Below are 20651 nucleotides of genomic sequence, written 5' to 3'. Positions count from 1 at the left end.
CCGCCTACTCGTTGCGGAGCGGCGCGCCCGGCAGCGGCTTCGCGGCTCCGGCAAGGAGGAGCGCCACGAGGATGGGCGCCATGATCGCGAGCAGGGCCAGGTGGATGCCGGTGAGGTCACCCAGGTATCCGAGGAGCGGCGGCCCTGCCAGGAAGGAGATGTATCCCAGCGTGGACACCACCGACACCCGGGCGGCGGCCTTTTTCGGATCGTCGGCAGCGGCGGACATGCCCATCGGGAAGGCCAGCGCGGCCCCGATTCCCCAGAGCGCGGCCCCGGCCGTGGCCAGCCAGATGTTGCCCGCAAGGACAAAGAGACCCAGGCCCGCGGCTGCGGCGGCCATGCTGGCGCGGAGCACGGCAACACGTCCGTACTTGTCGATGACGAACCCGCCGCAGAACCGCATCGCCGTCATGGCGAGGACAAAGACAGCAAACATCAGTGCGCCGGTGGATTCGCTGGTGCCGAGGCCGTCCACTGAGGCCTTGGCGATCCAGTCATTTCCGGCACCCTCGGTGAGGGTGGCCCCGAGGACCACCACGCCGATCAGCAGCGTGCGGCTGTCCCGCCAGGCGGACTGCCCCTTGGTCGTTGCGGTTTCCGGGTCGGAGTGCACCTCGGCGGCGATGTGCGGCAGGAAGTAGCGGGGCGCCACCATGGTCAGTACGGCCACTATGGCGGCAATGACCAGCAGGTGGGCCGGGAGTCCGACGCCAAGACCGGAGAGGCCGGCGCCGATCAGGGCGCCCACGAAGGCGCCGCCGCTGAAGGCCGCGTGGAACTGCGGCATGATGGTGCGCTTAAGCCGGTGCTCGACGTCGGCTCCTTCAATGTTCTGGGAAACGTCCCACAGACCGATGCCGATACCGAAGAAGAACAGCGCCACCGCCGTCCCGGGCACGGATTCGGCCGTCAGCGAGAGGGCGATGCCCACGCCGGCCACAGCAGCCAGAAGACCGCTGGCGCGTACAGCGTTGGCCGTTCCGATCCTTCCCACTACCCACCCGGCGGTGGGAAGGGCGATCAGCGAGCCGACGGCCGTGCAGAGGAGCAGCGTTCCCATCTGTCCGGAGGTGACGTGCAGAATTTCGGTGACAGCGGGGATGCGGGCGGCCCAGCTGGCAAACACCAGGCCATTGATCCCGAAAATCAGGAACGTCGCGGCGGCCGCGGCATTCAGTTTCTGGCTGGAGACGGCGATGCTCATACGTTCACTACTTTCACTGAGTGTTTTCCAAGTTGTGTGAGTTCCTGCGGGCTGAATGTCCTGTCCGTCACGATGACGTCGACCGCCTCCAGGGCTGCCACGAGCGCCACGGCGGCTGCGTTCCATTTGGAGTCGGCGCAGGCGGCGATCACCCGGCCGGCGGATTCCAGGCCGGCGCGCTTAACGGCGGCATCGTCGAGGTCGTGCGCCAGCAGTCCGTCTTTGAGGGTTACCGCGCAGGGTGTCACCACGGCAGTGTCAAAGCGGAGGGAGCGGATGTTGGCCTCGGCCAGCGGCCCGCGGAAACACAGCTCGCCCGGGATCAGGCTTCCGCCCGGCACCAGGAGGGCGGGCCGGTACCCGGCGTGGCTTTCCGCCGTCAACACATTGAGGGCGCGCAGCGACATGGGCATGAGGGTCAGTTCGCGTTGCCGCAACTGGCGGGCGATCTCGGTCGCAGTGGTGCCGCTGTCCAGCCAGACGTGCTCCCGGTCCCGCAGCAGTCCTGCCACGCCGGCGGCGATCCGGACCTTGGCGTCCTGCCCTTCCAGCTCCCGCTGCCCGTACCCGGGATTCTCGCCCCGGAGCACCAGGCTCTTGGCTCCGCCGTGCACCCGGCGGAGGACGCCGTTGCCGGCCAGGGTATCCAGGTCGCGCCGGATGGTGGCACCGGAAGCTCCGCATTCCGCCATCAGCTCGTCAACGGTCACATCTTCGCGGCTCCGCAGCAGTTCACCGATCAACCGGTGCCGCTCTTCAGTCCTCATGTTCAAATGCTAGCGGAACATGATCATTTAGTCAGAACCGTGAGCGTTTGGACGGCGTAGTGTTTCCCTATGGCTGAGGAACTCTTCAAGGACGGCAAACTTTCAGGAGCCGGGGACTACCTCGACGGCGAACGCGAGGGCCGCTGGCTCTTTTATTACCGGAACGGGCAGCTGAAGGCTGATGCCGGCTACCGCCGCGGTGAACTGGACGGAGACTGCGTCTGGTACCGCGAAGGGGGCGGACTGCTCCAGAAGGGGGCGTTCCGTGAGGGGCAGCAGGACGGTTTCTGGCAGCGGTGGCACAGCACCGGGAACCTCATGGATGAAGGAACGTACGACGCCGGCCGCAAAGCGGGCGAATGGGTCACCTACGCGCCGGACGGCGCGGAGACCAAGCGCAAGACCTTCAAATAGTCCGACGCTCTCTCACTTCCTGCAACTAATCCCCAAACCCTCTCTCACTTCCTGCAGGAAAAACACGAACGCTCGTTCACCAGGTGAGCGAGCGTTGGCGCAAAACATGCAGGAAGTGCGGGAGCGTCCCGCTCAGCGTGCGCGCTGCACGCGCTTCTCGTCCCAGACAGGCTCGGCGGATTCGTACACCCTGCCGTCCGAACCGAACACCATGAAGCGGTCGAAGGTCCGGGCGAACCAGCGGTCGTGCGTCACGGCCAGGACGGTTCCCTCGAAGTGGTCGATGGCGCGTTCCAGCGCCTCGGCCGAGTGCAGGTCCAGGTTGTCGGTCGGCTCATCGAGTAGCAATAGTGTGGCGCCGGAGAGCTGGAGCAGCAGGATCTGGAACCGGGCCTGCTGCCCGCCGGACAGGGACTCGTATTTCTGCTCCGACTGCGAGGCCAGTCCGTAGCCGTCCAGTGCGCCGGCGGCAGCCTCGCGGCCCAGGCCTGAGCGGTGCTCGTCACCGCGGTGCAGGATCTCCAGCAGCGTCTTGCCGAGGAGGTCGGGGCGGACATGCGTCTGCGCGAAGAAGCCGGGACGGATCCGGGCGCCGAGTTTTACGGTGCCTTCGTGGGGCACTTCGGCGATGTCGACGTCGGACACCGGCAGGTGCTCACGCTCAGGGTCGGTGCCGCCGGTGGCGAGCAGCCGCAGGAAGTGGCTCTTGCCGGAACCGTTGGAGCCGAGCACGCCGACCCGGTCACCGAACCACACTTCGGTGGAGAACGGCTTCATCAGTCCGGTCAGTTCCAGCTTTTCGGCCACAATGGCCCGCTTGGCGGTCCGGCCGCCCTTGAGCCGCATCCGCACGTTCTGCTCGATCGGCAGCGCCTCTGGCGGCCCGGCTTCGAGGAACTTCGCCAGCCGGGTCTGGGCGGCGTGGTACCGGTTCGCCATGTCGGAGCGGAACGCAGCCTTGTTCTTGTACATGTTGACGAGTTCCTTGAGCTTCACGTGCTCCTCGTCCCAGCGCTTGCGCAGTTCCTCGAAGCGGGCATTGCGGTCTGCACGGGCGTCGACATAGGAGCCGAAGCCGCCGCCGTGGACCCATGCGCCCGCACCATTGATGCCCGGTTCGAGGGTGACGATGCGGCCGGCCGCGTTGTTGAGCAGCTCGCGGTCGTGGCTGATGAAGAACACGGTCTTCTTGGACTCGTTGAGCTTGCCCTCGAGCCAGCGCTTGCCCGGCACGTCGAGGTAGTTGTCCGGTTCGTCCAGGAGCAGGAGCTCGTCCGGGCCGGCGAAGAGCGCCTCAAGTACCAGCCGCTTCTGCTCGCCGCCGGAAAGGCTCGACGCCGGGCGGTGCTGCGCACGGTCGAACGGCAGTCCCAGCGCGGCCATGCAGACCTCGTCCCACACGGTCTCGACGTCGTAGCCTCCTGCGTCTCCCCAGTCCACGATTGCCTGGGCGTACTGCATCTGGGTGGGCTCGTCGTCGTGCTCCATCATGGCCATCTCGGCCTCGTCAACGGCGCGGGCAGCGGCGGCCAGGGCGGGCGGGGCAGCCGAAACCAGCAGGTCGCGCACGGTGGAGTCATCCCGGACCTGTCCGACGAACTGGCGCATGATGCCCATGTTGCCGGAGCGTCCGATCACACCTTCGTCCGCGATGAGGTCGCCGGAGATGATCCGGAACAGCGTCGTCTTGCCGGTTCCGTTGGGCCCGATCAGCGCGGTTTTGGTCCCGTCCGGGACCTTGAAGGTCACGCCGTTGAGCAGCTGGGTGCCGTCGGACAGGAAGTAATCGATATTGGAAACGTCAATATGAGCCACGCTTCCATCCTCCCACGGCCACCCCGCCGGAGCTTTTGAAGGGCGCACTACCCCGCTGCGACCAGGAATTCCTTGAGCAGCGGGCCTGAGGTGGTGGCGCCAAGGCCACCTTCCTCGACGAACACGGCAACGGCGAGGTCGCCGTGGACGGCCACAATCCAGGCGTGCGTCTTCGGCGGGTTTTCGTTGCCAAATTCGGCGGTGCCTGTCTTGGCGCCGACGGGTGCCCCCGGCACGGAAGAGAGGAATCCAGCGTGGCCCGACGTCACCACTGCACGCATCATGTCGGCCAGGGCGGCAGCCTCCGCCGCCGTAATCGGCTTGTCCGCGGCTTTCGCGGGCGCAGGTGCAGTGGAGGTCAACGACGGCGACGTTCCGTCCGCCGTCGGCGTTCCGGTGCCGTCCGTGCCCGCCGTGCCGGCGCCGGCTTCAGCGTTGAGCACGAGGGTGGGTGAGACGGGGGAGCCCTTTGCTACGGATCCGGCCATGACGGCCGCTGCCAGCGGGGACAGGAGCACCTTGCCCTGTCCAATCATGGATGCGGCATGTTCGGTGCCTTCAGCCTCGCCGGGGACGGAGCCGAGGAAGGCATCGGCCCCGAGGCCGGGCGCCTCAACGGCAACGCCCAAGGACGTGGCTGCGGACTCCAGCTGGGCCTGGCTGACTGAATCCCGGGCCGAGATGAACGCGGTGTTGCAGGAGTGGGCAAACGCGTCGCGCAGGGTGACGGACCCAAGGGAGCCTGCCGGATAGCCTTCGGCGTTTTTGAACGTGCGGCCGTCCACCGTGAGCGTGGGCGTGCACTCAACCTTGGAGTCCGGGGTCATGCCGTTGCGGATCATGGCGAGTGAATCCACCATCTTGAACGTTGAGCCCGGGGCGTACTGGCCCAGCATTGCGGTGTTATAGCCGTTGCTGCCCGGTCCTGACGCTGCGGCCAGGACCGCGCCACTGGAAGGCCGCAGGGCCACGATGGCGGACGCCGGACCCACTTCGGCAAGGACGTCTTCTGCGAGCTGCTGAAGATTCGGATCCAGTGTGGTCTTCACGGGCGTCCCCGGCTCGATCTCAACCTGGAACAGGAGCCGGCGGCCCTCGTTGGGAAGCGCCTGCTTCTCCTCAGCCGTGAGGCCGGCCTTTTCGGCGAAGACCTGGACTCCATCCGTGCCGCGGAGTTGCGCGTCGTATTGTTGCTGAAGCCCGCCGGTGCCGGTGGTGTCCCCGGTCTTAAGGGTCCCGCCGGACTTTTCGATCTGTTCGGCATTCGCCTCGGCCGCAGTGCCCAGGAGGGCGCGGGCGAAAGTGCGGGAGGGTGCCAGCGGCAGGGAGTCGTGGATGGAGCGGGCGCCGGGAATCTCGGCGATCTGCGCGTCCGTGACGGTCCGGCCGTCCTCGCGCAGGGTGATGGCGGCGACGAAGGCCTCGGCCCCGGCCGCCTGGACCTGCTGGGTGTAGGCGGCGGGATCCACTCCCACAAGCTGGGCAAGTTTGGTGGCGGACGCAGCCGGATCGGCGGAACCCAGCTGGGGCTTGTCGATGCCGACGTTCACTACCGGCCGGTACGTGACGAGTTTCGCGTCACCGGCGCCCAGGATCTCGGCCCGCTGCGGCGAGTGTACGGCTGCGCTCAGGACTTCGCCGTCCGCCAGTTCGGGGACTAGCATGTCCGGCTTCCACACGGTCAGCCACTTGTCGCCGGACTTCTTCAGTTCGGCGGAAACGGTGTACTTCCAGTCATCGGAGCCGACCTTCCAGCTGTAGTTCAGGGGGACCGTTGCCGTGTCCTTCTCCAGTTTCACCTCGCCGCTTTCAACAGCCGGCTTGGCAGGCTCGAGCGCCTGGAACACCTCTTTCAGCTGTTCGTTGGCGGCGGCGGCGTCCTTGCCGTCAAAGGCAACGGAGCCTACATCCAGCGCCGTCACTGCCGCAGCGAGCTGCTTCGCGGTGTCCTGCGCACCGGCACGGCCGTCATCGCAGGCCACCAGCGATCCGCCAATTATGAGTCCGACAAGGGCAAGCGAAAGTTTCTGAAAGTTCCCCACCGCGCCATTATGCCCGTTGGCGCGGACAAAGTCCTTGTCACAGCGTTGCTGCGCTCAGGCGGGGCGGATGATCCGGCGCTGCGTGGCGACCGAAATGGCCGCCGTGCGGTTGTCCACGCCCAGCTTGCCGTAGATGTGCACCAGGTGGGTTTTGACAGTTGCCTCCGAAATGAAGAGCTGCCGGGCGATAGCACGGTTCGGCAGTCCCGTGGCCAGCAGCTGCAGCAGCTCGATCTCCCGGCCGGACAGGGCCGGTTCGGGATTCCGGATCCTGCCCATCAGCCGGGCGGCCACCTCGGGTGCCAGCGCCGTGTGGCCTGACGCCGCCATCAGCACGGCCTGCCGGATGTGCTCGGGCGGTGCGTCCTTGAGCATGTAGCCGCTGGCACCGGCTTCGACGGCGGCGAGGATGTCGGCGTCGGAATCGTAGGTGGTAAGGATCAGCACCGGCGGTGCGGGTGTGCCTGCCGCACCGGCCTTGATCTTTTCCGTGGCCGTGACGCCGTCCATGCCGGCACCCATTTGCAGGTCCATGAGCACCACGTCCACGGGCTCACCGAGGGTGTGGAGCCGGGAAAGCTGGGCCAGTGCCGCGGCACCGTCGGCGGCTTCTGCATCATATTCCAGCAACCCAATCTGCTGCCGTCCCTGACGGCAGTCGACCAGCTCCTCCTGGCTGACCACCTGCGCGGCAGGCCACTGGCGGCGGCGCGCCGGAGGGCAGCCGAGCTATTGGAAAGGGTCGGACTCGGTCCGGTCCGGAACAAACGCCCACATCAGCTGTCCGGTGGACAGCGCCAGCGCGTGAACATTGCGCGCGCCTTGATGGGGCGTCCTGCCGTACTCCTCGTGGACGAACCAACGGCGGCACTGGACCACTCGCGGAGCGGGGAAATTGTCCGGCTCCTGCGGGAGGTCACCGACGAATTTAGCGTGGCCACCGTGATGGCCACCCACGACACCGAATTCGTGCCGCTGACGGATGCCGTGGCCACCATGCGGGATGGCCGGATCTTTGCCCGTCAGCCCTCCGGCAGCGCCCCGTCACGGGCGTCATCGTAGGCGTCCCTGGCGTCCAGGATGCTGGGAACGTTTGACTCGGCCCATTCCCGGAGGACCGCGAGAGGGCCCAGCAGCGACTCCCCCAGGCCGGTCAGTTGATAGTCGACGCGCGGGGGAACCTGGGCGAACACTGTCCGGGTGATCAGCCCGTCCCTCTCCAGCGTCCTGAGGGTCTGGGTCAGGACCTTGGGCGTAATGACGTGGACGTGCTTGCGCAGTTCGGAGAAACGGACGGGCCCGTCCGCGAGCACCTGGACCACAAGCGCCGCCCATTTGTCCCCGATCCGTTGGAAAATAACGCGGGACGGGCACAGCGGATCCATGATGTCGGCTCCTGGCCTTAGGCCGGGCAGTAGGGTATCCAAGCAGCACCTCATTTCTCTGACGCCAACGGTATCCTATAGATACTGTGGTGAAGTCCTACGGTACCAACGCTAGGAGCGGCATGAAAATTGCGGTGTACGGTGCCACCGGGATGGTGGGCGGCCAGATCGTCAAGGAGTCGCTGCGGCGGGGCCACGAAGTCACGGCCGTCACGCGGACAGGCGCCCCCGTCCGGGGTGCCACGGCATGCAGCGCCGAATTGGCGGATGTCCGCACGTTCGCCAACATAGCCAATGATCACGACGCCGTAGTGCTGGCCACGGTGCCCAGCCGCACAGGCGGCGACCACGGTGAGTGGCTGGCGGCCATGACGGCCGCCTTCAGCCACGCCGGCGATACGCGGCTGTTGGTGGTGGGCGGTGCAGGTGCGCTCGAAATCAATGGTGTCCGGCTATGCGATTCCCCAAATTTCCCTGAGCCGTACCGGCCCGAGGCCCGCACCATGGCAGCCGCCTACGACGAGATCCGGTCAGCCCCGGAGACCCTCGACTGGACCGTGGTTGCCCCTGCGCCCGTCATGCAGCCGGGTCCGAGGACCGGCATGTACGTCACGGCGAAGGATTCGCCCGCAGGCCCTTCCATCTCCACTCAGGACTTTGCCGTGGCGATGCTGGACGAGTTGGAGACCCCGTCCCATCACCGTGCCCGCTTCACGGTGGCAAACCCTGAAGGAGCGTTGGCCCGGGACGCTCCCGCCTATCCCGTCTCCTGAACTGGAGTGCTAGAGGCCCAGCCGGGGCACCGGCAGCCCGAATATGTCCTTGAGGGCATATTTAGCGGCATGGAAGCCCGGCATGCCGGTCACACCCGGACCTGGCGGGGTCGACGAGGAACAGAGGTACACACCGGCCAGCGGAGTGCGCCACGGCACGGGGCTGATGACCGGCCGCTGGATCAGCCCGCGGAGATCCATCAGTCCGGCAGCGAAATCTCCGCCGACGTAGTTCTGGTTGTACTCGGCCAGCCCGGCCGCCGTCGTGACGTGGACCTGGACCACGAGGTCCCGGAAACCCGGGGCGAACCGTTCCAACTGGGCCGAAACCGCCTCCGTCATATCAACCGTTGAACCCGCAGGAACGTGGCAGTAGGTCCACAGGATATGCCGCCCCTCCGGAGCGCGGGAGGCGTCAAACCGTGACGGCTGGGACACCAGCACGTAGGGCCGCTCCGGGTGCTTCCCAGCAGCCACAAGGTTTTCGGCCTCGGCCATCTCGGCGCGTGAGCCGCCCACATGGACTGTTCCGGCGTCGGCCAATCCGGCTGCGGCCCACGGCACAGGTCCGGACAGGATGAAGTCCACTTTGCAGGCGGCGTTGCCGAAGCGGAAAGACTCGAGCGACCGGCGGTAACCGGAAGGCAAGCTGTCCCCGGCGAGCCTGAGCAGTGCAGGCGGCGCAATATCCAGGAGCGTCGCCTTGGCCGCCGGCAGCTCCTCCAGGGAGCCGATCGACCGCCCGGTCTCGACGGTCCCGCCATGGGCTTCGATGTCCCGGACCATGGCACGGGCGATCGACACGGACCCGCCCACGGGTATTGGCCAGCCCTGCGCGTGGGCCAGCGTCCCGAGCATCAGCCCGGCTCCCGAAGGTGCCAGCGACGGCAGCCGTCCCACGGAGTGCGCGGCAACACCGGTCAGGAGTGCCGGCGCCAGCTCGTCCCGGAATCTGGCACCCCATGCCGCTGAACCCTGTTCGAGCGTCCGCAGCCCGAAGAGGATGGCTGCAAGCGGATCGTGCGGGATGCGCAGGAGTTGGTTGAGGGTGAAGTCGGCTACGCCGTTCGCCCGGCGCACGAGAGGTGCCATCAGGCGGCGGTAGGCGGGGCCGTCGCGCCCCAGCCCTGCAACCGTCCGGTCCAGGGAGTGGTATGCCAGGGCAGCCCGGCCGCCATCCAGGGGCGACCCGAAGGAGAGCTCCGGCGTGATGAGCTCCACGCGCCGGGACAGCTCGAACGCCCGGAAGAACGGCGACGCAAGCGCCATGGGCTGCACGGCCGAGCAAATGTCATGCAGGTGCCCCGGCTGCATCAGCTCGGACGTCCGGAGTCCGCCGCCAGGGGTGCCGGCCGCCTCAAACACATGCACCTTGAGGCCCGCGCGGGCCATTGTCACCGCAGCGGCGAGTCCGTTGGGACCGGAGCCGACGACGGCGACGTCAGGCATTGCTGGCCGCCCGCCGCCAGGGGAGGACCGAAGAGGCGGGATCTCCCGGGTTAAACCGCAGCCAGTCCCGGGCGCCGCCGAACGGGCCGCCCTGCGGATCGTCCAGGGCATGGCGGCGGATGACGTCGTAACCCGGGTCCCAGATATCCCATGCCACGCGGACCATAAGGTATGCCGTGGCAATCATGTGCAGGCCCACCGCCAGTACGTAGTACGGCATATCGATATTGTGCTGCGTCGGGCCTCCGCTGGTCACCTGTCCCAGATACATCCACACGGCCGCCCAGTGCAGTCCTTCTATGCCCTGCCAAATGAGGAAGTCGCGCCAGCGCGGGCGGGCCAGGGCCAGCAGGGGGATCAGCCAGATGACGAACTGCGGCGAGTACACCTTGTTCGTCAGGATAAAGGCCGCCACAATCAGGAACGCCAGCTGTGCCAACCGGGGGCGGCGGGGTGCCGTCAGGGCCAGGCCTGCGATGAGCACGCAGCTGATGAGGAAGAGGTTGAGGGCGAGGGCGTTGATCGCCTCCGGCCCCAGGACCGGCCATTGCAGGCGTCCGGCCACAAGGTTGTACGCGAACCAGGGGGAGCTGTATCCGGCCGGGCGGTCCTCCGTGAATTGGTAGAAGTATTTCCAGCCGGAGGGGTTCATGGCGGCAATGGGGATGTTGACGGCGAGCCAGGCCGCTGCGGCTGCGGCGGCCGTGACCAGTAGAGGACGGATCTTCCCCGTGCGAAGGGCCAGCAGGAGGATCGCGCCGAAAACCAGGACCGGATACAGCTTGGTGGCCGTGCCCAATCCGATGAGGATGCCGGCCAGCACCAGCCGTTCGCGCGAGAAGAAGTACATCCCGACGGCCAGCAGTCCGACCGCCCACATGTCCCAGTTGATAACTCCGGCGAGGATGATTCCGGGTGCGACGGCAACCATGGCCGCATCCCACGGCCTGCGGCGGCTCATGCGCGCGGTGGCCAGGACCGTAACGATCCAGACGGCGGCGATCAGTGTGGCGTTGACGTCGAAGTAGCCGAGGATGCGGGCATCGGTGGCGCCCTGCCCGGGGACCAACATGGCTGTCAGCCCCGCAATAATTCCCATCAGGACGGGATATTCGAAGAAACTGCCCTCGCTGAAAAAGGGGAAGGTGCCGTCGCCCAGGCCGCGGTTGCGGAAAAGTTCCGGGAAATCCGAGTAGCAGGTGGAATAGAACTGGCCCGGCGAATCCCAGCCGTTTGCCCGGCAGTAGTTCTTGACCAGGACACCTGCCAGGGCGGCCAGCACGGTGAGGACGATGAGGACGCGTTCGACGCTGAATATTCCGGGCGAGACGATGCCCGGTGCAGCCCGGCGGCCCATGGGGCCGCCGATCAGCTCGGTGAAGTTCCTGAGCAGGAGATCGCTTCGGCTCGGGATAACCAGGCGGGACCGTTTTCGGTGCGCCGGCGGCATAGTCTCCTGCATTCCTCGAGCTTACCGTCGTGTTTAGGGGATCAGGGTCCCCGTAGCGGCTTGGCCCGCCCGGGGGAGCGGCTCCGGCAAAACAAAAAGCCCACGCGTTGCCGCGTGGGCTTTTTGTGCATGGAGATCGGTTGCCGCCATCAGGTCCTCCTGGTTGATCCGTTCCCGGCTGCAGCCCGGGAAGTTCAGAAACGAGGGTCCTGCCTCAGCGGATGACGCCCATTTGGTGCATTACGACGTACACGTCTTCACGTTTCTGGTCGAGGAGCTGGCCGTCGAACAGCGTCTTGTCCTTCAGGGCAGGCCTCCAGCCAAGGCGCAGAACGCTACGGAGTCTTTTCATCATGGTTACCTCCTTTCGGGGTGTGTTTCGCCGGTGCCGGACGCGGCGGGGTTCGACGCGGCGCTTTGCCTCGGTCGTGCTGACAGGGGTGCTGACTGTGGTGCTCACACTGGATCCTTTGATTGGTTGAATAGTGAATTCTCTTGGAGTTGGGCATGACAATTAGGGCCAGTTAATTTCGCGAATTAATGGCTTGAATAAAGGCAGGGAAATGCCCGGTGAATGTACCCGCGCAAAGAATGCGCTGGTAATTGGTGGGGTTCGCTGGGCGAAGGATGGCCCCTGGATGCAGTTACGCCGCCGCCCCAACAAGAAGCTGGGTTTCGAATTATGGGGTGGTGTTGCGCAACCGCACGGGCCCGCGCGGACGGCCGCCTGCCGCACGGCTTCCTTTGTCAGGAAGCCGGTCACCGATACCTCGGCCGCAAGGCCGGAGTCAGTGGGTCAGGAGACGGTCAGTCCGTGATTTGGGCGCGATTCAGCAACAGAGGCCGGGGACGCGGTGATGGTCATCTTCCATCCGCTAGTCAAAGTAATCATTTCCCAACCTCCTTTTCTGCTATGCCGCCGCCCAGTCGACTAACTGGACAACGCGCGCCGGTGACCCTGGCAGGACGCACTGGGGTCAGGAATAAAATTACACTAGGCTCAGGGCTTTTGCCTACTGAATTTAGAAGATTCTTCGAGATATTTGATAAATCGTCTTTATAGTCCCCAGCGGACCACAGCGGGGGTCTTCTTATCCCACCCCAAGGTGCAGACCTTCGCCGTCCCCAGGATGAAGTGCCGGCCTTCTTGCGGGTCCAGTCCGAGCCAGCGCGCGGTCAGGATCCTGGAGAAGTGTCCGTGGGCCACAATGAGCACGTTGTCGAGACCGGATTCCAGCACGCGGGCCACGATCTTGTCCGCCCGCGCTGCCACTTCCTCCAAGGCCTCGCCGTTGGGTACACCGTGGGTCCAGATCAGATACTCCGGGTTGTCCTTGCGGATCAGGTCCGAACTGATGCCTTCATAGTCGCCGTAGTTCCATTCCACCGCGAGGGGTTCCTGTTCGGCGTCGGGGAAGCCTGCAAGTTCCGCCGTCCGGCGTGCCCGCCGCAGCGGCGAGGTCAGCACCAGGTCGAAATCGACGCTATCGAGGACCTTCCGTGCCTCCACGGCCTGCTGCTCGCCTTCGACCGTCAGGGGAAGGTCCGTGAGTCCGGTGTACTGGCCGCTCTTTGACCATTCGGTTTCACCATGGCGCAGGATCCAGAGCTGGGGGCGGGCAGTGCTGTTGAACGACATCACTTATGACTCCTCGGTAGTGGAAAGTTCGACGCCGGCGGCCGGCTCCTGTTGGGCGGCTTCAGGCTGGTCCGCCCACCACTCACGCAGCTTTGCCTCGGCTACTGCAGGTTCGAGCGGGCCGTACTCCATGCGCTGATCAAGCAGGAACTTATAGGCCTTGCCCACCACGGGCCCGGGTTTCAGGCCAAGCAAGGCCATGATCTGGCCGCCGTCGAGGTCGGGCCGGACTGCTTCCAGTGATTCCTGTTCCCGCAGCGCCGCGATGCGCGCTTCAAGGTCGTCATAGGCGAAGGATAGCCGGTCCGCCTTGCGCTGGTTGCGGGTGGTCACGTCCGACCGTGTCAGCAGATGCAGGCGGTCCAAGAGGGGCCCCGCGTCGGTCACGTAGCGGCGGACCGCGGAGTCGCTCCAGCCGGCCTCGCCGTAGCCGTAGAAGCGCATGTGCAGCTCGACCAGCCGTGCCACAGCCTTGATGGTGTCGTTATCGAAGCGGAGGGCTTTCATCCGTTTCTTTGTCAGTTTGGAGCCCACCATGTCGTGGTGGCGGAAGCTCACCGCGCCGCCCGGCTCAAAACGGCGCGTAGCCGGCTTGCCGACGTCGTGCATCAGTGCCGCAAACCGCAGGACAAAATCCGGGCTGGGCACGGGGCCCTCAGGGCCCCCGGTTTCCATCCCTACGGCCTGCTCAAGCACCTGGAGGGAGTGCTGGTAGACGTCCTTGTGCCGGTGGTGTTCGTCAGCCTCCAGGCGCAGGGCGGAAACTTCCGGCAGGACGAATTCGGCCAGGCCCGTGTCCACCAGGAGGTCTATGCCCACGCGCGGGTGGGTTCCGCAGATGAGTTTCACGAGCTCCTCGCGGATCCGCTCCGCGGAAATGATGGTGATCCGCTCCGCCATCTGCGTCATGGCCTGCTTCACGTCGTCGCGGACCGCCACACCAAGCTGGGAGGCAAAGCGGGCCGCCCGCATCATGCGCAGCGGGTCATCGGAAAAGGATGTCTCGGGGGCGCCGGGAGTGGCCAGCACGGAGGCGTGGAGGTCGCGGACTCCACCGAAAGGGTCCACGAGTTCCATCGAGGGCAGCCGCAGCGCCATGGCATTGATGGTGAAGTCCCGTCGAAGGAGGTCATCCGTCAAGGATGAGCCGAACGCGACGGCGGGCTTGCGCGACTCCGGGTCGTACGCCTCGGCGCGGTAGGTGGTGATCTCGATCTGGAAGCCGGATTTCTTCATGCCGATCGTCCCGAACGCCCGTCCGATCTCCCAGAAGTTGTCCGCCCATTTACGGATCAGCGCCAGGGTCTGGTCCGGCGTGGCGTCCGTGGTGAAGTCGAGGTCGGGGGAGAGCCTGCCCAGGAAAAGGTCACGCACGGGCCCGCCCACCAGCGACAGTTCATGGCCGGCGTCGACGAAGCGCTGCCCGAGCTCCAGGACCACCGGGTCCACCTGGAAATCGACGGTGTGGGAGTCGGACTTTTGATGTGCGTGCGCCATAGTTACTTAAGCTTGTCAGAAAACCACGCCAACAAGCACCAATAGGGGCCGCGGAACCATGCCGTTACGCCGCGGGTTCCGGAAACTGCGTCACACGCAGTCCACTTTCTTGTCATGTTCCGGTCATCACCAAGGGGCAAGAGTCGTTAGAGTGGACTTCATGGCCCATCCCGTACCGAGTGCTCCAGGCAGGAGGACAAACCCACCGTTGCCGTCGGCAATCGGTGCCCATGTCGCGCCCGCCCAGCACCCGGGGCCGGCCTCGCTGCCTACTGTCGAAGAAGTCTCCGCCGGAGGCGTTGTTGTTGACACGTCCGACGGCGAGCTGAGGGTTGCGATTATCGCCCGCCTTAACCGCGGCGGCCGCCTCGAATGGTGCCTGCCGAAGGGCCACCCTGAGGGCAAGGAAAAGAACGAGGAAGCGGCAGTCCGCGAGATCGCCGAGGAAACGGGCATCAGCGGCAACATCCTGGCGCCGCTCGGCAGTATCGACTACTGGTTCACCGTCAGCGGGCACCGGGTCCACAAGACCGTCCACCACTACCTGCTTCGGGCCACGGGCGGCGAGCTGACCATCGAAAACGATCCCGACCAGGAAGCCGTGGATGTCGCGTGGGTACCCATCCAGGAGCTCGCACGCAAGCTCTCTTTTCCGAATGAGCGCCGCATTGCCGACCTCGCCAGAGAAGTCCTGCCGGAACACCTCTGAGGCCATGTGACGGATTCCATGAAGCGCCCGCGTGCGTAACTGCGCACCTTTGAGACGATGAAGGCCATGTCAGCAGCCAATCCAGCCACTCCCGAGCCAGGCTCGGCCGAATCCCAGGCCGATTCCCGGGCCGTCCAACGAGGAGAGGCCCGTTCCAGCGCCATCATGGCGGCAGGGACCCTGGTCTCCCGCTTCCTTGGCTTCGGTAAGACATGGATGCTGGGTTTTGCCCTTGGCCTCGGATCCACCGTCAATGACACGTTCATCAATGCCAACAACCTGCCGAACCTGATCTTCCTGCTCGTGGCCGGCGGCGTGTTCAACGCCGTCCTGGTGCCCCAGATCATCAAGGCCAGCAAGGCACCGGACCGGGGAGCGGACTACATCAGCCGGCTCCTCACACTGGCTGTCCTGGTGCTTGTGAGCCTGACCCTGCTCGTCACCCTCCTGGCTCCGTGGGTCATTGAGCTGACCACGCAGGGGTACTCACCTGAACAGAAATCACTCGCGGTGTCCTTCGCGTTCTGGTGCCTGCCGCAGATCTTCTTCTACGGCCTGTATGCCCTGCTGACGCAGGTGCTGAACGCCAACGGGGCCTTCGGTCCGGCCATGTGGGCGCCCATCCTGAACAACATCGTGGCCATTGCCGGCCTGGGCATGTTCATCTGGATCCTCGGACCCAACTTGAGTAATCCCCACACACTGGACAACTGGGGCCCCACCCAGACCTTCCTGGTGGCCGGCTTCTCCACCATCGGTGTGGTGGCCCAGACGGCCATTCTGCTGATTCCGGTGTTCAGGCTCAGGCTGCGGCTCCGGCCCAGGTTCGGCTGGCGCGGGGTGGGCCTGGGACAGGCCGCAAAACTGAGCGTGTGGACGCTGCTCACTGCCGCCGTCGGGCAGCTCGCTTTCCTGTACGTGATGCGCATTGCCACCATTCCGGGTGCCGAGCGGCTTCGCCTTGAGCACGCGGGGGACCTCACCGCTGCTGCCACCCTGCCCGGCAACGCCGTCCTGGAGGTGGCCAGCCAGCTGTACTTGCTGCCACACTCCATCATTGCCCTGTCCCTCGCGACCGTGCTGTTCAACCGGATGACCAGGGCAGTCCAGGACGGTAACCGGGCCGAGCTGCGGGACGCGCTGTCTCACGGCCTCAGGACCATGGCAGTGGCCACGGTCTTCGGGGCACTGGCGCTGTTCGCCCTCGCCGGGCCGCTGGGCATGTTCTTCTCGGGCGGAAAAGAGCAGGACGGCGTGATGCTCGCCCAGACGCTCACCATCCTGGCGCTCAGCACGCCTTTCATGAGCGCCAACTTCATGATGTCCCGGGTCTTCTACGCCAACGAGGACGCCCGAACGCCGTTCTACATCCAGCTCGTGCTGGCCCTCGTCAACGTCGTGGCGGCGTTCAGCATTCAGTTCCTGCCCTTCGACCAGATCATCTTCGCCATTGCCATCCTGTACACGGGCGGAAACATCCTGTCGGTGGTTGTGAGCGCGTTCTTCCTCCGCCGCCTGCTGGGTCATCTGGACGGTCCCCGGATCGCCAACTCCTACATCCGGATGGGTTACGCGGCGCTCGGTTCCGCTGTGGCTGGTGCCGGTGCGCTTTGGCTCATGGGTAGCTACAGTGCCGATGGGTTTGCCTGGAGCGGCAGGATCGAGGCCTTGGTGACAATTGTCGTCGTCGGGCCCGTGATGCTCGTGGCGTACCTGTTGCTGCTCAAACTTTTCCGCGTCACCGAACTTCGCGACCTGCTGCAGCCCCTGCTCGGCCGCCTGGGCCGGCGCTCAGCCCCCGCCGCCGCCGGACCGGCGGAATCGTCCGCGGGGACGCCGGCGGGCACCCCTGCGGCACGGGGACGGACGACGGCGGAGCGCGCCACGGTTTCGGTCGACACCGGCCTGATTCCCAGGATTTCCGGAGAGTTCGACGCCGCGTCGTTCCGTGCGGGACCCCAGGTTGAAGAACCGGTACAGCACCACGACGGGCAGGGTCCGGCGTCCGCGGACGAATACCTCCCGGCAGAGGAAGTGCCCAACACCGCCCGCGGAAGCATCATGCGTGAGGAGATCCCGTTGCCTGGCCGCAGGACGTTCCAGGGAACGGCTGGCCGCAACCCGCACTTCAGCAGGCACCGGAGGAAGAAAAGGTGACAATGCGGCGGTTTCACAGCGCCTGTCTCACACGGCCGTTATGCTCCATCGGCTAGGATCAGAAGCTAACTAGGGTAATTACAGACCAGAAATTAACCGGCTAACCGGTGGATACGCTTTGGCATGACCGAGGCGGCGATTCGCCGGACAGTCTAGGAGGAACCCGTGTCCCACCCGATCGATGTTGGATCAGTGCTCGGCGGCCGCTACAAGGTCACCGCCACCGTATTGACCTCACACGACCATGATCTGGTGCTGGATGGTGTTGACCAAGTCCTCAACCGGCCGGTGAGCATCCTGGTTGCGGGTCCGGACAATGCGGAGCAGGTGGCCCAAAGCGCCCGCGAGGTTGCCACCGGAGAACGTCCGGGAAATGTCCAGATCCTGGACCTTGGCGTCAGCGATTCCACAACCTACCTGATCACCAACCACACATCGGCTGCCGACCTCCTGGACCTTGTGGTTGCGGCTCACCCGCCCTACGTCGAGCCGTTCTTTACCGACACCCTCGGAAGTGAGATTTTCGGCCAGGCGCGGTCCCACGAGCCCGAGACCTATGACGGCCTCTACGACGAAGAAGAGGTCGACGCCGGCTACATCAATTACGGCAACAACAAGCCCGCAAGCCAGGACGGCAAACAGTCGACGCCCCCGGTGGTGCCGCCTCGCGCTGCACCGGCGCGCCCGTCGTCGGCGCCCTCCCTTGGCTCCTCCGGCGCCGGTGCTGCCAATGGACGCGGACCCGGGGCCGGGGCTGCAGCCGCCGGTGCAGCCGGGGCCGCCGGGCTTGCTGCCGGAGCGGCAGCAGCGGGCAAATCGTCCAGGGATCCTTCCACTGCGCCCCAGGCGACCACCCCGCACCAGGCCGTTTCCCCGCAGGCCAGTACACCGGCATCAGCGCCCAGCGAACCGCGGAACACCGAAGCGCTAAAGGCCCAGGCTCCGGCTGCGGAATCTCCAAAGGTGTCCCTGTGGGCCGACGATGACTATGACTACGGGGATGAAGCGGAAGCGGCCCCCGCCACCGGACCCGCCAAGACGGCGCGGGAGCGCATGGCCGGCACTTTCCCGGCTTTTGCCCGAAACAGTCGGGACGACGAGACAGACGAATACTACGACGACGACGAGCCTGTGGAGCGCGAGCCCCGGTCAATGCGATGGCTCGTGGGCGGGCTGCTGGCCGCCGTACTGGTAGTGGGCCTCATCTTTGCCGTATCCAACCTGGGAAGCCTGTTCAAGAGCGAGCCCCAGGGCAATCCTGCCCCGGGAACCTCCGGTGCGTCCCAGCCGCAGACGTCAGGGGAGGCCACCCCGAGCCAGTCCTCCTCACCGGTGGTAGGCCCGCCGGCGGTCGACGGAGTATCCCGCCTGGGCGACTTTGACTTTGCCGCCACCTATGACGGCGACCTGTCAAAGACCTTTGACGGCAACGGTGCAAGCTACTGGTCGGATATGGAGTTCGCCACGGACAACTGGGGCGGCCTGGCTCCTGATGTGTCCCTCGTCGTCAAACTGAAGAGTCCATCGAAAGTCTCTTCCATCACCCTTAGCCAGCTGGGCGGTTCCGGCGGCAGCATCAGTGTGCTGACGAATGACCGCCCGTCCATGGAGGGCGCCAAACAGGTTGGAAGCAACAGCTTCACCTCGCCGGACCTGACCATGCCGCTGTCTGAGCCTGTGACGGCGCAGTATGTGATTGTGACCATCAAGAACCTCCCCAAGCTGGCGGCGCCCAAGACACGCTTCGGCTACGGACTCCGTCTCGCCGAGATCAAGGTCCAGTAGGCAGCCCCACGCACCCGGCAGCAACGGGTTCATGAACGCGCTCGAGGCCCGGTAACACGCCGACTCCCGGCCCGACGAGACGGTACCCTGAGTTGTGGCGTCTTGTTGGGCTACCGCCTTCCCCGGAATATTCAGCACCAACAATGGGTTGTGCCATGTGGCCGGCCAGCAAAAGCAGGCGCATCGACTAAGGAAGAGGTTCACCGTTCAGTGAGCAACGCAGAAAACACCGCGTCCCAGGTACGTGATGTCATCATCGTCGGCTCCGGCCCTGCAGGCTACACGGCTGCAGTCTATACGGCACGAGCCAACCTGAAGCCGCTGCTCCTTGCCGGTTCCGTCACCGCCGGTGGGGAACTGATGAACACCACCGACGTGGAGAACTACCCCGGGTTCCCTGAGGGCATCATGGGCCCGGACCTGATGGAGAACTTCGAAAAGCAGGCCGCCCGTTTCGGCACGGAGATCCAGTTCGAGGACGTCACCGCACTGGACCTCGACGGCGACGTCAAGACCGTCACCATCGCCACGGGGGAGACCTTCCAGGCCCGCGCCATCATCCTCTCCACCGGATCGGCTTACCGCGAGCTCGGCCTTCCGAACGAGAAGCGACTGTCAGGCCACGGCGTTAGCTGGTGTGCAACCTGCGACGGTTTCTTCTTCAAGGATCAGGATATCGCCGTTATCGGCGGCGGAGACTCCGCCATGGAGGAAGCACTGTTCCTCACCAAGTTCGCCAAGTCAGTCACCGTCGTTCACCGCCGGGACACGCTGAGGGCCTCCAAGATCATGGCGGACCGCGCACAGGCCCACGAGAAGATTGATTTCGTGTGGAACACCGCCGTTGAGGACGTCCTCGGTGGAGACAAGGTCACCGGCCTGAAGCTGAAGAACCTTGTGGACGGCACCGAGTCGGAGCTGGCTGTGACGGGCGCCTTCGTGGCCATTGGAAACGATCCCCGCACCGACCTGATCAAGGACACGCTGGACCTCACTCCGGAGGGGACCATCGCCGTCGAGGGCCGCAGTTCCAAGACGAGCGTCAAGGGCGTATTCGCAGCCGGCGACGTTGTGGACCCCACGTACCGCCAGGCAATCACTGCGTCCGGCTCGGGCTGCGTTGCAGCCATCGATGTCGAGCACTACCTCGCAGACTTCCACGCCTAAACAGCGCACTATTGATCCGAAGGGAAACAACAAGCTAATGAGCAACGCAAAAGACGTAACGGACGCAAGTTTCAGCACGGATGTACTGTCGGCCGACAAGCCGGTCATCGTGGACTTCTGGGCCGAATGGTGCGGTCCCTGCCGCAAGCTGGGCCCGATCCTGGACGAGATCTCCGTTGAGTACAGCGAGAAGGTCAATGTCGTCAAGGTAAACGTTGACGACAACCCGGCTATCGCAGCCGAGTACGGCATCACCTCAATTCCGGCCGTCTACCTGTTCCAGGATGGCGAGGTGAAGAACACCGTCATCGGCGCCAAGCCGAAGCAGTTCTTCGAGAAGGAATTCGCCGACGTCCTGTCGTAGCTCGTTGACCGCCTAGGTTGTGTCTGTTAAT

Annotated in this window: 18 protein-coding genes and 1 pseudogene; 8 read left to right on the top strand and 11 right to left on the bottom strand. The window is 65.3% G+C overall.

Translation table 11 applies throughout. The annotated features are described in order from the left end of the window. Window positions 1-4: 4 nt before the first annotated feature. Both J7I79_RS19050 and J7I79_RS19045 read right to left on the bottom strand, forming a co-directional pair. Window positions 5-1207: an MFS transporter gene (locus J7I79_RS19050; RefSeq protein WP_214955874.1), complete on the bottom strand. Its 1203-nt coding sequence runs from the start codon at window positions 1205-1207 to the stop codon at window positions 5-7. After that, on the bottom strand, window positions 1204-1974 hold the full coding sequence (locus J7I79_RS19045) for a DeoR/GlpR family DNA-binding transcription regulator (RefSeq protein ID WP_214955872.1): 771 nt from the start codon (window positions 1972-1974) through the stop codon (window positions 1204-1206). Before J7I79_RS19045 ends, J7I79_RS19050 begins: the two co-directional genes overlap by 4 nt. Window positions 1975-2043: 69 nt before the next feature. Between J7I79_RS19045 and J7I79_RS19040 the strand changes: the two genes are divergently transcribed. Next, window positions 2044-2388, top strand: coding sequence for a toxin-antitoxin system YwqK family antitoxin (locus tag J7I79_RS19040; RefSeq protein WP_214955870.1), 345 nt, complete (start codon window positions 2044-2046; stop codon window positions 2386-2388). Window positions 2389-2520: 132 nt separating this feature from the next. Here the strand turns inward: J7I79_RS19040 and J7I79_RS19035 are convergent, their stop codons facing one another. Genes J7I79_RS19035 through J7I79_RS19025 form a run of 3 tightly spaced genes read right to left on the bottom strand, consistent with a single transcriptional unit; the run spans window position 2521 to window position 6875 of the window. Next, window positions 2521-4203: an ABC-F family ATP-binding cassette domain-containing protein gene (locus J7I79_RS19035; protein ID WP_214955868.1), complete on the bottom strand. Its 1683-nt coding sequence runs from the start codon at window positions 4201-4203 to the stop codon at window positions 2521-2523. A gap of 47 nt (window positions 4204-4250) precedes the next feature. Then, complete coding sequence (locus J7I79_RS19030; protein WP_214955860.1) at window positions 4251-6245, bottom strand: penicillin-binding transpeptidase domain-containing protein; 1995 nt, start codon at window positions 6243-6245, stop codon at window positions 4251-4253. 54 nt (window positions 6246-6299) lie between these two features. Then, complete coding sequence (locus J7I79_RS19025; protein ID WP_285291478.1) at window positions 6300-6875, bottom strand: response regulator transcription factor; 576 nt, start codon at window positions 6873-6875, stop codon at window positions 6300-6302. Here J7I79_RS19025 and J7I79_RS19020 point away from each other — a divergent pair. Next, window positions 6861-7307, top strand: a pseudogene (locus J7I79_RS19020) (ATP-binding cassette domain-containing protein); the annotation flags it as partial. The gene J7I79_RS19025 and the pseudogene J7I79_RS19020 overlap by 15 nt on opposite strands. Here J7I79_RS19020 and J7I79_RS19015 read toward each other — a convergent pair. After that, window positions 7268-7630, bottom strand: a complete 363-nt coding sequence (locus J7I79_RS19015; RefSeq protein WP_214955956.1) for a helix-turn-helix domain-containing protein — start codon at window positions 7628-7630, stop codon at window positions 7268-7270. The pseudogene J7I79_RS19020 and the gene J7I79_RS19015 overlap by 40 nt on opposite strands. A gap of 122 nt (window positions 7631-7752) precedes the next feature. On the opposite strand from J7I79_RS19015, the gene J7I79_RS19010 reads away from it, so the two are divergent. After that, window positions 7753-8403 carry an NAD(P)-dependent oxidoreductase gene (locus J7I79_RS19010; RefSeq protein ID WP_214955855.1) on the top strand — a complete coding sequence of 217 codons (651 nt, stop codon included), beginning with the start codon at window positions 7753-7755 and terminating at the stop codon, window positions 8401-8403. Between the two features lie 9 nt (window positions 8404-8412). Here J7I79_RS19010 and J7I79_RS19005 read toward each other — a convergent pair whose 3' ends face one another. From J7I79_RS19005 to J7I79_RS18985, 5 genes are all read right to left on the bottom strand, one after another. Continuing rightward, window positions 8413-9852, bottom strand: a complete 1440-nt coding sequence (locus tag J7I79_RS19005; RefSeq protein WP_214955853.1) for an NAD(P)/FAD-dependent oxidoreductase — start codon at window positions 9850-9852, stop codon at window positions 8413-8415. Next, window positions 9845-11314, bottom strand: coding sequence for a glycosyltransferase family 87 protein (locus tag J7I79_RS19000; RefSeq protein ID WP_214955851.1), 1470 nt, complete (start codon window positions 11312-11314; stop codon window positions 9845-9847). Before J7I79_RS19000 ends, J7I79_RS19005 begins: the two co-directional genes overlap by 8 nt. A gap of 202 nt (window positions 11315-11516) precedes the next feature. Further along, entirely contained in the window at window positions 11517-11762 is a 246-nt protein-coding gene (locus tag J7I79_RS18995) for a hypothetical protein (RefSeq protein WP_146072343.1), read from the bottom strand. Between the two features lie 597 nt (window positions 11763-12359). Then, complete coding sequence (locus J7I79_RS18990; RefSeq protein ID WP_214955954.1) at window positions 12360-12941, bottom strand: histidine phosphatase family protein; 582 nt, start codon at window positions 12939-12941, stop codon at window positions 12360-12362. A 3-nt stretch (window positions 12942-12944) separates the two neighbouring features. Continuing rightward, entirely contained in the window at window positions 12945-14438 is a 1494-nt protein-coding gene (locus J7I79_RS18985) for a CCA tRNA nucleotidyltransferase (RefSeq protein ID WP_214955842.1), read from the bottom strand. A gap of 208 nt (window positions 14439-14646) precedes the next feature. Between J7I79_RS18985 and J7I79_RS18980 the strand changes: the two genes are divergently transcribed. From J7I79_RS18980 to trxA, 5 genes are all read left to right on the top strand, one after another. Continuing rightward, the gene (locus tag J7I79_RS18980) at window positions 14647-15147 is read left to right on the top strand and encodes an NUDIX hydrolase (RefSeq protein WP_104174597.1); all 501 of its coding nucleotides are present in this window, start codon (window positions 14647-14649) and stop codon (window positions 15145-15147) included. Between the two features lie 66 nt (window positions 15148-15213). Continuing rightward, complete coding sequence (gene murJ / locus J7I79_RS18975; RefSeq protein WP_214955840.1) at window positions 15214-17304, top strand: murein biosynthesis integral membrane protein MurJ; 2091 nt, start codon at window positions 15214-15216, stop codon at window positions 17302-17304. Window positions 17305-17469: 165 nt separating this feature from the next. Next, window positions 17470-19089 carry an ABC transporter substrate-binding protein gene (locus tag J7I79_RS18970; protein WP_214955838.1) on the top strand — a complete coding sequence of 540 codons (1620 nt, stop codon included), beginning with the start codon at window positions 17470-17472 and terminating at the stop codon, window positions 19087-19089. 210 nt (window positions 19090-19299) lie between these two features. Beyond that, window positions 19300-20256, top strand: a complete 957-nt coding sequence (trxB, locus tag J7I79_RS18965) for a thioredoxin-disulfide reductase (protein ID WP_214955836.1) — start codon at window positions 19300-19302, stop codon at window positions 20254-20256. A gap of 37 nt (window positions 20257-20293) precedes the next feature. Continuing rightward, complete coding sequence (trxA, locus tag J7I79_RS18960) at window positions 20294-20620, top strand: thioredoxin (RefSeq protein ID WP_214955833.1); 327 nt, start codon at window positions 20294-20296, stop codon at window positions 20618-20620. Window positions 20621-20651: the final 31 nt, after the last annotated feature.

Origin of the sequence: Arthrobacter sp. ISL-69 (assembly GCF_018613775.1) — a bacterium.
In the GTDB taxonomy this organism is placed as follows: Bacteria; Actinomycetota; Actinomycetes; order Actinomycetales; family Micrococcaceae; genus Arthrobacter.
This window is presented reverse-complemented; position numbering and strand designations above follow the sequence as displayed.

Bases quoted from the DNA above. Each gene is read 5' to 3' on its own strand.
- J7I79_RS19050 (WP_214955874.1), bottom strand. From the start codon at position 1,207: ATGAGCATCGCCGTCTCCAGCCAGAAACTGAATGCCGCGGCCGCCGCG.
- J7I79_RS19045 (WP_214955872.1), bottom strand. From the start codon at position 1,974: ATGAGGACTGAAGAGCGGCACCGGTTGATCGGTGAACTGCTGCGGAGC.
- J7I79_RS19040 (WP_214955870.1), top strand. From the start codon at position 2,044: ATGGCTGAGGAACTCTTCAAGGACGGCAAACTTTCAGGAGCCGGGGAC.
- J7I79_RS19015 (WP_214955956.1), bottom strand. From the start codon at position 7,630: ATGGATCCGCTGTGCCCGTCCCGCGTTATTTTCCAACGGATCGGGGAC.
- J7I79_RS19010 (WP_214955855.1), top strand. From the start codon at position 7,753: ATGAAAATTGCGGTGTACGGTGCCACCGGGATGGTGGGCGGCCAGATC.
- J7I79_RS19005 (WP_214955853.1), bottom strand. From the start codon at position 9,852: ATGCCTGACGTCGCCGTCGTCGGCTCCGGTCCCAACGGACTCGCCGCT.
- J7I79_RS19000 (WP_214955851.1), bottom strand. From the start codon at position 11,314: ATGCAGGAGACTATGCCGCCGGCGCACCGAAAACGGTCCCGCCTGGTT.
- J7I79_RS18990 (WP_214955954.1), bottom strand. From the start codon at position 12,941: ATGTCGTTCAACAGCACTGCCCGCCCCCAGCTCTGGATCCTGCGCCAT.
- J7I79_RS18985 (WP_214955842.1), bottom strand. From the start codon at position 14,438: ATGGCGCACGCACATCAAAAGTCCGACTCCCACACCGTCGATTTCCAG.
- murJ (WP_214955840.1), top strand. From the start codon at position 15,214: ATGTCAGCAGCCAATCCAGCCACTCCCGAGCCAGGCTCGGCCGAATCC.
- trxA (WP_214955833.1), top strand. From the start codon at position 20,294: ATGAGCAACGCAAAAGACGTAACGGACGCAAGTTTCAGCACGGATGTA.